Here is an 11,544-nt window from a genome sequence, read left to right as displayed (position 1 = left end):
CTCTAAGTGTTGAAATAATTAATATCTCTTTTATAGCTGCAAGCATTAATACGGATAATGGATAATATATCATTGGCTTATCGTATACTGGGAGTATTTGTTTTGATATTGCTTTTGTTACTGGATATAGTCTTGTTCCGTAGCCTCCAGCTAAAATAATACCTTTCATTTTTGCCTCCTTATAAATCTTAGGTCTTATAACTTATTCATATATTAACTTCTAATAATTAATTGCTTTAATATTATTAAAGTTATCAAACTAATATATTCAAAGTGTACAAGCTTGGTGACTTATAAATTTTAAACAATGCCTGTACACTTTTAATTAAATTAACATATAATAATGCGATATTAGATGTTAACAAGTAGAAATTAGAAAACATTACAAAATGGGAGTGAAGATAATGCAATGGGAAAACAGTCTATTTAATAGACTTAAAGATATTCAAAGCCATTATTTTTTTAATGATGGTAAAAAGGGTGACCCATTATCTAAATGTTATATTATGGCATATTTAGCATCTTTCCTTAAGTTGAAAAATTACGTGGAGATTGGTGTGTATAAAGGTAGGAGTCTATTTTCTGTTGCTCAGGCATTTAAAGATAATGAAGGGAAAGCTTATGGAATTGAACCTTTACAAGGAATAGACTTTGAAGTCATGTATAATCAGGTAGTAATGAATACAGAAGTATTTAAACTTTCTAATGTTGTTGAAATTATAAGAAAAACTTCCACAGAAGCTGCTCCATATTTCAAAGATATAAAAATAGATATGCTTCATATTCATGGTAACAATGATTTTAAAAGTGTACAGGCTGATATTAATAATTACACACCACTAATAGGAGAGGGTGGAATTATTGTAATTGACTGCATAAACAGGGTTTCAATAAAACGCTGCTATGATCAATATAAAAATGATTATATAATATTATTTGAAACAAATAATTTCGGCATACTTATGAAAAACCAGAAAAATTTAAACAGTGCAGTAATTAATATATCAGATAAATTGAAAAATCTATATTCTAGGTTGCATGAGATAGAGAATAAAACAAAAGAGGAAAAAAATACCGTAAATGTAGGTGTATTAGCATATAACCACGAAAAATATATAGTTGATTGTCTTAATTCAATAATTATACAAAAGGGTGATTTTAACTTAAATATTATTATTTGTGAAGATAAATCCACCGACGGTACCGCTGGGATTGTTGAAAACTATATTAATAATGTAGCAGTTGGCAAAAACGTAACTTTTGAATATTTGAAAAGCGAAGAAAATTTAGGCATGGTAAAAAATTTAAAGCGGTTATTAATAGCTTGTAGCAAAAGCAGGTATACTGCGTTAATTGACGGTGATGATTACTGGGATGATGAGAACAAATTACAAACTCATATAGATTTTATGGAAAGCCACCCAGAATGCTCTATTTCATTCGATGATATAATAATTAAAAATGGAAATGAATATGACTTTTATAATATACAGCAACAAATTAAAGGTGATATTTTCAATACACCAGATATAACAAGCATAAATTTTATAGGAAATATCTCCTGCTGTTTTTATTATAGCAAATATTTTAATCATATTCCTAATGGATTTTTTGAAATGTTCGTTGGCGATTGGATGCTAAATATTGTATTTTCAATGTTTGGAGAAATAGGCCACATTAGAAAAGCAATGACGATATACAGAAAGAATGTCCGTGGTATTTGGAGTGGAATGACCGAATATGATAAGAACAAAAAAACTATAGAATTAATTGATATTTACAATAAATTTTTAAATTACACTTATGACGAACAATTTTGTAATATTCGTAAATTCTGTGAATTAGATTATTTAGGTAATAGATATTTGGAACCTCTTTTGTACAGACCTTGACTAGAGTAATTCACACTTTAAATACATCGAACAAATAGTGATTATTAACAGCACCTCATCACAAATTATTGATTAAATTGAGTTATATTAATCCGGTAGATTTAAAGAATATTTGTGAAAATGAGGAGAAAAAAAATTCAGAAAATATTTAAAACAGTAAATTTATAAACCGCATTTTAAAAAATTAACTATAAACGTGAAAATTAATAGGAGGAGCATAAGGGAAGCTCCTCCTTTACTAAAATTATTCCTGATAGTTTGAAATTGTAGTATTTGCATTTTGTAAAGCAGCATCTACTGAATTAAGCGTATTTTGAATTTTTTGTTTATTTTCAGGTTTCTCTACTGAACTAAGTGCATTGTTTAAACAATTTTTAGCTTCTTGAAGATGATTTGTTACATCTTGAACATGCTGTTTAGCATTTTTAGTTTGCATTTAAATATACCTCCTTAACTTTTAAAAGATGTATTTAGAAATTGGCTACAATAAATAGTATTTACAATTTAGAATAAAAAATACATGATAAGATTAATTTATTTTTCAATACATACTCTGACATAAAAACCTGTAATGACTCATTTTTAAAAGTTTTAATCACTTTGAAGATTTTCAATAATAAAATCTACACCCCAATTAAGCACGTAACCTTTTAATGAATTGCCTTCTCATTAAAAAATTAAATAAAATTTTGGGTGGTAAAGCGGTAGCAAAATAAAAAACACTATGCATTAAACATAGTGTTTTTTGGTACAAGTAAGTCTATAAGCCGAGTCCTGTATTTGACAATCATCTATCTAGGCCTATTGTTACCAATAAGCTCAAGCGATACACCCGAGAACGAGACGGGCCGTCCCAAAATGTTCTCCTATTCGATCTTGCTCCAAGTGGGGTTTACATAGCCGCAAAGTCGCCAGTGCGCTGGTGAGCTCTTACCTCGCCTTTCCATCCTTGCTAGTATATTGCAAAAATGCAATACCTTTAGCGGTATATCTCTGTTGCACTTTCCTTAAAGTCGCCTTCACTGGGGGTTACCCAGCACCCTGCCCTGTGGAGCTCGGACTTTCCTCTCCTGAAGTTACTGCATGCAATAATTTCAGCAGCGATTGTCTGGCTTACTCGCAAGAACTATATTATCATACTATTAAAACAAAAGCAAATAATACTTTCCCACTACTTAATTTTATAAGGATCAAAAGTATTTTTTGAAATTATAACATCATTGTCATATCCATTTTCTACAAGTTTTTTTTTGAATTTTTCTCCAAATATTTTAAATGGTCTCCACTCCGTAGCAAAATGGCCAACATCAATTAATGCTACATTTTCTTCTAATAAATCACAAGCTCCATGGTATTTTGTATCCCCTGTAATAATGCAATCTGCTCCAAGTTTTATGCTCTCATAAAAAAAATCTTCTCCACTGCCATTTATAATAGCTATAGTTTTTATTAAATCATTATTGGATCCTACATATCTTATAGATTTTGCATCATATGCTTTTTTTACATTCTCACATAATTCCTCAAGACTTATTGGTTGGTCTAAAGTCACTAATCTACCAATTCCATCATTACATTCTATAGAACATATTTTGTTTGATGGTTCTATAATTTTGTATTTATTAAACCCTAAAATTTCTGTGGCAATATCATTTAAACCACCTTTAACAGAATCTAAATTTGTATGACTTGAGTATACATTTATATCATTTTTTATTAGCTCAATAATCTTTTTCCCAACTAATGTGCCCCTGGTAATAGTTCTAGGTTTAATGAAAAGGAGAGGATGATGAGTCAATATAAAATTGCACCCTTTATCCTTTGCCTCCATCACAACGTTCATTGTGCAATCTAATGCTATTAAGATTTTTGTTACAGTTGCCTCTGAATCCCCAACCATCAGTCCTACATTATCGTAATCCTCTTTTAACACAGTCGGGGCATACTGCTCCATCATGTGCTCTATATTTTTCACTCTTAAAACCATCTTAAAAACTCCTTAAGTCTGTTTATAATTTCATAAATACATTTCTTTCTATTTTTGGATGCAATTGTAATCTCGTTTAATGAATTATATACTTTTAAATATTTTTCTAATTTATATTCTATAAACTTTCGCATCACTGGGTGTTTTTTATCTAATAATATCTTACTTATTTCATAATATATATTATCAACTTTCACGGGTATAGTATTATATTTAGCCTTAATAACTTCATAATATTTACCATCATCGATGCAAATCTCTTCGTCAAGGATATCGTATCCGGCATTATATAAATATTCCCTCAAAACCTCTGCATTTTGAACTGGTTGGAGCACTATATATTTTAATTCTTTAACAACCTCTAAGTCATCTTCCAAGATATCTCTTATTAAATTGCCACCCATACCTGCAATAATAGCAATCTGTACTTCTCCCTTTTTAACTGTAGATAACCCACTTCCAAGTCTACAACTAATTTGCGAAGAGGCATTGTTAAGTATTATATTATTTTTGGCCTTCTCAACTGGCCCTCTATTAATATCAGACGCAATAGCTTTTTTTATTATATAATTTTTCACTAAATAAATCGGAACATACCCATGATCCGTCCCTACGTCAATAACACTATCACATTTTTCTATCATACTAACAATTGTTTTCAATCTTATACTAAGTTCCATAATCTTCATCCTTATCTAAAGTTAATTAATATTTTAAACTGCATAATTAAAAATATCATTGCCACAATTAGTGAAATATAAATATATTTATATGATGACTTTCTATCATATTTTGCACAAAAGTAACTTGCATAATACATACAAAAAAGCAAAGCCATATTTAATACTCCATAAATCATCTGTGTAAATGCAAATTGCTGGCCTGTACCTATTTTTATTGGTTTAAACTTTGCATCAAAAATTAATGGCATAACATCTGGTATCCCATGTTTCAGATATAATATAAACGGATTTAAAGTAAGTACTATTATTATTATACTTACTGCAATTAAAGGTATTATAAAATGTTTGTCTTTATGAAGGTTATAACTATTATTCACTTTACATTTCCATTCCACTTCATGTATACCGTTATCTATTAGTGCTTCTTCGAATTTTTTATAATCCATGGGTGAAATTGCGTAATTCATATGCTCGGTTTTAATATAGAAAATATTTTTATTGTCTGTAACAAACATCCTAGATATTCCAAATCTATCAATCACAAATCTTCCCATTGCAAAGTTATTTGTACTGATGCCATAAAGCCTAACGCCTTTAATAGTACCGCTTGACATAGCATATCCTTCAATTTCACTAAATGGTAAAATCACTTTTTTAAATGACCAAATAGCATGAATTTTAAGATTATCTTTGTTAATAGTACATTTAAGTGATTTAAACAATAACATGTAATACACTTGATATATATTACAAGACACTAATAAAAGCTTTAATAAATTAGATATAACATATGAGTTAGTAAATCTTAGTATTACTAAAATTAATATATTATATAGTGCAGTCGTCAGTAGCATAAAACCTAACCCGCGTCCTTGCTTCGACCTATAATTATCCATTAAATCACCTTCTATATAATATTATATCATAAATAAATCAGCCATGTAAATAATTTAACCATAATTTAACTGAAAAAAAACAGCTTAAATAAGCTGTTTTAATCTAGATAATCTTTTAGTTTTTTACTTCTACTTGGATGTCTTAATTTTCGTAAAGCTTTTGCTTCAATTTGTCTTATTCTCTCTCTAGTTACATTAAACTCTTTTCCAACTTCCTCGAGGGTCCTAGCTCTGCCATCATCTAGTCCAAATCTTAGTCTTAAAACTTTTTCTTCTCTAGGAGTTAAAGTATCTAAAACGTTGATTAATTGCTCTTTAAGCATAGTGAATGCAGCAGCTTCCGCTGGTGCTAAGGCATCATCATCAGGAATAAAATCTCCTAAATGACTATCTTCTTCTTCACCTATAGGAGTCTCAAGAGATACTGGCTCTTGTGCAATTTTCATAATTTCTCTAACTTTTGCTACTGGCATTTCCATTTTTTCAGCAACTTCATCTGGTTGAGGTTCACGTCCAAGTTCTTGTAGTAATTGCCTCGAAACTCTAATAAGTTTATTTATAGTTTCAACCATATGTACTGGTATTCTAATTGTTCTTGCTTGGTCAGCTATAGCCCTAGTTATTGCTTGCCTAATCCACCAAGTAGCATATGTGCTGAATTTAAATCCTTTTCTATAATCATATTTTTCAACGGCTTTTATTAATCCTAAATTACCTTCTTGAATAAGATCAAGGAATAACATTCCTCTCCCAACATATCTCTTAGCTATACTTACTACAAGTCTTAAATTAGCCTCTGCTAGTTTTTTCTTAGCAGCAAGATCTCCTTCTTCATTTCTTTTAGCAAGATCAATTTCTTCTGCTGATGATAATAGTGAAACTTTTCCAATTTCTTTTAAATACATCCGAACAGGGTCATCTATAGATATACCTTCTGGTATGCTAACATCAAGTTCTTCAGTTTCTGGTTCAGCCTCTGCTTGAGCACCAGTCGCAGGTGCTGCAGCTTCGTGCATATCCCCGATAATGTCAATTTCCATTGATTCTAAAACTTCATAAACCTTTTCTATTTGTTCTGGGCTTAAATCTATTTCATAAAGTTCATCCATTACTTCTTTATAAGTTAAGGATCCTTTTTTCTTTCCTTTTTCAATAAGTTTTTTGACAATAGTCATTTTCGAACTTTTATCCTTCATCGTATTACCTCCTTTCTAATTACTATAATTGTGTTATATGTTTTTGTATTTCTATGAGTTGTTGCGCTAATTTTATAGATTCTTCTAATAAACCTTTTGCTTCATATTGTTTGATTTTATTCATAATTTCTTTTTTCGACTCCTCTAACTTGAATTTTTTAAGTTCCTTTATGCAGTCATTTATAAGTTTTTTATGTTGATCTTCATCTTCAGAAAACTCAATTTCCCTAATGTTTATCCATTCTTTTGTACATTCTATATCATTACATATAAATTCAATATTCTTATTTTTTTCATCTACTGTTGAGTTTTTATACTCAACAATTAAAACATAAATACTTTTATGACTTTGAAGTACTAATTGTTCTACGTTCATGTTTTGCGAAACATAATCACAATTTTCTTCATTTAAAAACATGAATTTCAATAAATTTCTTCCAGCCTTAATATATGCTGGCTCTAAATATAATTTTTGTCCAAAATCTTGTTGTATATTCATTTTTTTACTATTTTTTGTATTTTTACTTATTTCTTCTCTTAAAACGTCATATATTGCTTGTTCTTTGATGCCTGTGTCCTCAGAAGCCTTTTTTATATAGACATCTTTTTCAACAGGATCTAAGTCAACAACAATTTCAGTAACCTTTTTTATATACTGTATTATCATTTCACTATTTGAAAAATTTATTCCCTCTCCTGCTCTTTTTAGTCTATAATCTATCAAAGGAAGAGCATCATCGACTAATTTTTGAAAAGCCTGCTTTCCATTGTTTTTTATATATTCATCAGGATCTTTTCCCTCTGGAACTGTTAACACTCTTAAATCAAACCCTTCATTTCTTAATGTCTCTAGTCCCCTTAAGGTTGCAGCCTTTCCTGCAATGTCCGCATCAAAAGAAATAATAACTGTATCCACATGTTTTTTCAATAATTTAGCTTGATTAATAGTAAGTGCTGTACCAAGTGACGCAACAACATTTGAAAACCCATATTGATGAAGTGAAATACAATCCATATATCCCTCAACAATTATTATAGTTCGAGATTTATTATTTTTAATTACAAAATTCAACCCATAAAGGTTTAACCCCTTGTGAAATAATGGAGTTTCAGGTGAATTTAAATATTTGGGTTTTGAATCATCTAAAACCCTTCCTCCAAATCCAATTACTCCGCCTTTATAGTCAAACACAGGAAACATTATTCTATTTCTAAATCTATCATAATAGGACCCTTTAGGACTTTTAATAATTAATCCTATATTAAATAAATCAAGTTCTGAGTAACCTTTCTTTTTTAGGTATATTAACAAACCATCCCATTTATCAAAAGAAAACCCTAACCCAAATTTTCTCATAGTAACTTCCGTAATACCTCTGTTTGAAAAATATATTTCTGCTTTCTTATCCTTTCTTAAATTATCATAAAAATACCTAGCAGCTTCTACATTAATATTGTGCATTTTTTTATACATGCTTTTTTGCAGATTATTTTCTTCATTGTCTACTTCCAAACTAATATTAGCTCTCTCTGCAAGGACCCTTGCTGCTTCGGGAAAAGTTACATTCCTGTCCTTCATAATATAACTGATTACATTTCCAGCTTCCCCACATCCAAAACATTTATAAATTTGTTTGTCTTGAGACACAGAAAACGACGGACTCTTCTCATTATGAAAAGGACAAAGACCAGTATAATTTCTTCCCACCTTTTTTAGTTTAACCCTCTCAGATATTACATCCACAATATCATTTTGTTCCTTTATTTTCCGGATGACATCTTCAGCAATCAATTAATTATTACCACCTTACTTATATAAGTTCACAATATAATTTTATTCGACAAATAAGTCTATTATCCTTCTTTAAACTCACTTTATTTAATAATAATTTTGTCTGCTTATAATATATTCTTTATAAACCACAAATTTCCTTCAAAATTTCGTTTTTATTTTTTATTTTTTTCTATATAAGTTTTATATTGCTATATTTGTTATATTTGTTAAACTTAAAATTCTTTTATTCCATATTTTAATAAATAACAACTTTAGGTACATATATGTTATTGAAAAGCATTAAACAATAATCATCGCTCATACCAGAAATATAATCAGATACTCCTGTATGTAACCCTTCATCTCCTACTATTTTTTGGTAAAAGTCTGGCATAGCCTGAGGTTTGTTATAGTAATACTTATATACTTGTCTTAATACAAATTGTGCTTTTTGTCTTTCTTCTTGCAATATTTCACCTTTGTATATATTTTCAAACATAAAGTTTCTTAAATCACGTAATGCATTTCCAACCTCTTCACTAAGTGATACAGCTATGTTGCCCTTATCTAAGTTATTTATTGTATTATAAATACAATCTTTAACTAAAGTATCTATCCTACTTCCATGATTGGCACCCAATATTTTAATTGCATCTAAAGGTAACATATCCTCTTTTAATAATCCAGCTCTTATAGAATCATCTATGTCATGATTAACATATGCAATTTTATCGCTATATCTAACAACCTGACCTTCTAATGTTGCTGCTTTTCCATAGGTCTCGGAAAAACCACTATGATTAAGTATCCCATCTAATACTTCAAGGCTTAAATTAAGCCCCTTACCTAGTTTTTCAATTTTTGTTAAAACTCTAATACTGTTTTGGTTGTGTTTAAACCCTCCAGGTAAAATATCATTGAGTACCTCTTCACCATTATGTGCAAATGGAACATGCCCTATATCATGGCCTAGCGCTATAGCTTCTATTAAATCATCATTTAAACCTATTCCTCTCCCAATAGTTTTAGCTATCTGTGCGACTTCTAAGGTATGTGTTAATCTTGTTCTATAGTGATCACTACTAGTCTGTATGTATACTTGAGTTTTATGCTTTAATCTTCGAAAAGATTTACTATGTATTATCCTATCTCTGTCCACCATATAGCAAGTTCTTACATCATCCTTTTCTTCTATTTTTTTTCGGCCCTTTGAGTTTAAGGATAATGCCCCATTTTGTATAATACAAAGACCTTCATTTCTTTCTATCTTTTGGCGGATATTCATAAATTACCTCCTAAACTTAAAACTAACTATGTAATTATCTATTTTGTCTTTAATTTATGTATATTCAAAAAGAACTTGTCAACATGCTTTTTATTTTTTAGAGTTATATTAGTTAGTATTCTACAAATTAAATTAATTTCCCTTTTTTTACGTTAAACGTATAATATTAATATTTTATTAATATTCTAATAATGTAATAATTTTTTAGGAGTGTTGAGATGCCATCTACGGCTAAAAATTTTAATAATATAAATTTATTATCTGAAGAAAATGTGAAAAAAAACATTTTACCTCAATATAACTTGGCTAATGCTGATATATCGCAAATTAAATTTAAAGATACTGATAAACAACGAGCAGTTTATAAAGTACAGTACTACGACGAATGTTATTGTTTGAAAAAAGTTTATTACTCTATAAAAGATTTATTATTTGTGTATTCAGCTATAGAATGGTTATATAGAAATAATATCCACGTACCTCGGATTCTGAAAACAAACACTAATAGTAGATTTGTAAACTATAATAATATGTTATTTATACTAACTCCTTGGGTTAATGGCATAAAATGCGACTACGATAACATAGATCATATTCTAGTATGCAGTACAAATCTCGCAACTATGCATAAAGTAAGTATTAACTTTAAACCTATATGTGGTAGCTCAATGAAGGAGAACTACAGTCCCTTAAGCACTTCCATATATAAACACTATGAAAGTCTTCTTAATTTTTCTAATTTAGCTTATAAATATAATGATGCCTTTTCAAATCTATATCTTAAGCATTTTGAAATATGTAGTAAATTAGCTAAGTGTTCTGCAAGCATTGCGTATGATATAAATCTTAATAAGCTTACAAAATCATTATGTCATCTTGACTATGTTAATAAAAATATTATCTTTGATACTAATAATGAAATATGGGTGATTGATTTTGATAAATGTAGAAATGACTTTTGTGCACATGATATTTCTTATTCTTTAAGACGACTACTTAAAAGAGATAGTACAAAATGGGATTTAAAGCTGGCAATAAGTTTTTTAGATTTATATGATAAAATTATGCCTTTAACTTTGGATGATTATAAATATATTCTTGTTTATTTAGCTTTCCCCCAAAGGTATTGGAAAATATCAAGAGATTATTATGGTAATATTAATAAATGTAATAAAAAAGCATTCTTAAATCTACTAAATAACGCAACTAACAAAAATGAATATCAATTAGATTTTGTTGCTAAATTTAAAACCCATATTGAAAACAAATTTAAAATTAGTTTAAATTAATATAATTACATCGACATTCTCTTCTATAACATTTTTTCCAAATATAATCACACCGTTAATAAGTTTATTAACAATGTGATTATATTTGTTATTATTAATGACATTTTATATTCTTACCATCTAATTTTTTATTTTTCCACAAAATCCATTACAATTAATCTTAAAATAAGGTACACTATATATTCTTTTAACGTCAGCATTACCACATCCACATTTAATTTCAATATCCTCATTCATACCTTTTTCAATCGTGAATTCCATATTACATTTATTACATTTATATGTATATGTCAAATTGTTCACCTCTTATTTGCTGTTTTATTATCCACCTACGATATTTAATGATAGGCGATATCAATATAACCACTTTTTATCTCTTATATCTTACCACAAAAGTGCTCCATAATCATTTAATTAAGGTGTTCCATAATAACGTTTCTTCTTTTAAAATTATGTTTTATAATACAGTCCTTTAATAGAAATAGGGTATTGCACTTAAAATCAATAATGAAATTAAGTTACAATACCCTATTCTTTTTATA

General features: G+C 28.8%; 11 protein-coding genes and 1 other RNA gene. 2 read left to right on the top strand and 10 right to left on the bottom strand.

Features of this window, described 5'->3' with window-relative positions; genetic code table 11:
- A partial coding sequence (locus VIM70_RS09320) for a sugar phosphate nucleotidyltransferase (protein WP_331945481.1) occupies positions 1-169 on the bottom strand: 169 nt, incomplete at its 3' end.
- Between the two features lie 235 nt (positions 170-404).
- Between VIM70_RS09320 and VIM70_RS09315 the strand changes: the two genes are divergently transcribed.
- Entirely contained in the window at positions 405-1,892 is a 1,488-nt protein-coding gene (locus VIM70_RS09315; protein ID WP_331945477.1) for a glycosyltransferase, read from the top strand.
- A 244-nt stretch (positions 1,893-2,136) separates the two neighbouring features.
- On the opposite strand, the gene VIM70_RS09310 is transcribed toward VIM70_RS09315, so the two are convergent.
- The 8 genes from VIM70_RS09310 to VIM70_RS09275 all read right to left on the bottom strand — a co-directional run bounded on the left by VIM70_RS09310 (position 2,137) and on the right by VIM70_RS09275 (position 9,713).
- Entirely contained in the window at positions 2,137-2,328 is a 192-nt protein-coding gene (locus tag VIM70_RS09310) for an EscE/YscE/SsaE family type III secretion system needle protein co-chaperone (RefSeq protein WP_331945476.1), read from the bottom strand.
- Between the two features lie 311 nt (positions 2,329-2,639).
- An RNA gene (gene rnpB / locus VIM70_RS09305) (RNase P RNA component class A) lies at positions 2,640-3,012 on the bottom strand.
- Positions 3,013-3,063: 51 nt separating this feature from the next.
- A complete protein-coding gene (locus VIM70_RS09300) occupies positions 3,064-3,879 on the bottom strand; it encodes a Nif3-like dinuclear metal center hexameric protein (RefSeq protein WP_331945475.1) in 816 nt (271 codons plus the stop codon).
- On the bottom strand, positions 3,870-4,559 hold the full coding sequence (locus tag VIM70_RS09295) for a class I SAM-dependent methyltransferase (RefSeq protein ID WP_331945474.1): 690 nt from the start codon (positions 4,557-4,559) through the stop codon (positions 3,870-3,872). Before VIM70_RS09295 ends, VIM70_RS09300 begins: the two co-directional genes overlap by 10 nt.
- 11 nt (positions 4,560-4,570) lie before the next feature.
- Positions 4,571-5,458, bottom strand: a complete 888-nt coding sequence (locus tag VIM70_RS09290; protein WP_331945473.1) for a PH domain-containing protein — start codon at positions 5,456-5,458, stop codon at positions 4,571-4,573.
- A gap of 98 nt (positions 5,459-5,556) precedes the next feature.
- The gene (rpoD, locus tag VIM70_RS09285) at positions 5,557-6,654 is read right to left on the bottom strand and encodes an RNA polymerase sigma factor RpoD (RefSeq protein WP_331945472.1); all 1,098 of its coding nucleotides are present in this window, start codon (positions 6,652-6,654) and stop codon (positions 5,557-5,559) included.
- A 22-nt stretch (positions 6,655-6,676) separates the two neighbouring features.
- Complete coding sequence (gene dnaG / locus VIM70_RS09280; protein WP_331945471.1) at positions 6,677-8,446, bottom strand: DNA primase; 1,770 nt, start codon at positions 8,444-8,446, stop codon at positions 6,677-6,679.
- Positions 8,447-8,684: 238 nt separating this feature from the next.
- The gene (locus tag VIM70_RS09275) at positions 8,685-9,713 is read right to left on the bottom strand and encodes a deoxyguanosinetriphosphate triphosphohydrolase (protein WP_331945470.1); all 1,029 of its coding nucleotides are present in this window, start codon (positions 9,711-9,713) and stop codon (positions 8,685-8,687) included.
- Positions 9,714-9,931: 218 nt separating this feature from the next.
- Between VIM70_RS09275 and VIM70_RS09270 the strand changes: the two genes are divergently transcribed.
- Positions 9,932-11,002, top strand: coding sequence for a CotS family spore coat protein (locus tag VIM70_RS09270; protein WP_331945469.1), 1,071 nt, complete (start codon positions 9,932-9,934; stop codon positions 11,000-11,002).
- A gap of 120 nt (positions 11,003-11,122) precedes the next feature.
- Here the strand turns inward: VIM70_RS09270 and VIM70_RS09265 are convergent, their stop codons facing one another.
- A complete protein-coding gene (locus tag VIM70_RS09265; protein ID WP_331945468.1) occupies positions 11,123-11,296 on the bottom strand; it encodes an FmdB family zinc ribbon protein in 174 nt (57 codons plus the stop codon).
- Positions 11,297-11,544: the final 248 nt, after the last annotated feature.

Source organism: Clostridium sp. (genome assembly GCF_036569345.1).
Taxonomy (GTDB): Bacteria; Bacillota; Clostridia; order Clostridiales; family Clostridiaceae; genus Clostridium_AD.
This window is presented reverse-complemented; position numbering and strand designations above follow the sequence as displayed.

Bases quoted from the DNA above. Each gene is read 5' to 3' on its own strand.
- VIM70_RS09295 (WP_331945474.1), bottom strand. From the start codon at position 4,559: ATGGAACTTAGTATAAGATTGAAAACAATTGTTAGTATGATAGAAAAA.
- VIM70_RS09300 (WP_331945475.1), bottom strand. From the start codon at position 3,879: ATGGTTTTAAGAGTGAAAAATATAGAGCACATGATGGAGCAGTATGCC.
- rpoD (WP_331945472.1), bottom strand. From the start codon at position 6,654: ATGAAGGATAAAAGTTCGAAAATGACTATTGTCAAAAAACTTATTGAA.
- VIM70_RS09310 (WP_331945476.1), bottom strand. From the start codon at position 2,328: ATGCAAACTAAAAATGCTAAACAGCATGTTCAAGATGTAACAAATCAT.
- VIM70_RS09270 (WP_331945469.1), top strand. From the start codon at position 9,932: ATGCCATCTACGGCTAAAAATTTTAATAATATAAATTTATTATCTGAA.
- VIM70_RS09275 (WP_331945470.1), bottom strand. From the start codon at position 9,713: ATGAATATCCGCCAAAAGATAGAAAGAAATGAAGGTCTTTGTATTATA.
- VIM70_RS09315 (WP_331945477.1), top strand. From the start codon at position 405: ATGCAATGGGAAAACAGTCTATTTAATAGACTTAAAGATATTCAAAGC.
- VIM70_RS09290 (WP_331945473.1), bottom strand. From the start codon at position 5,458: ATGGATAATTATAGGTCGAAGCAAGGACGCGGGTTAGGTTTTATGCTA.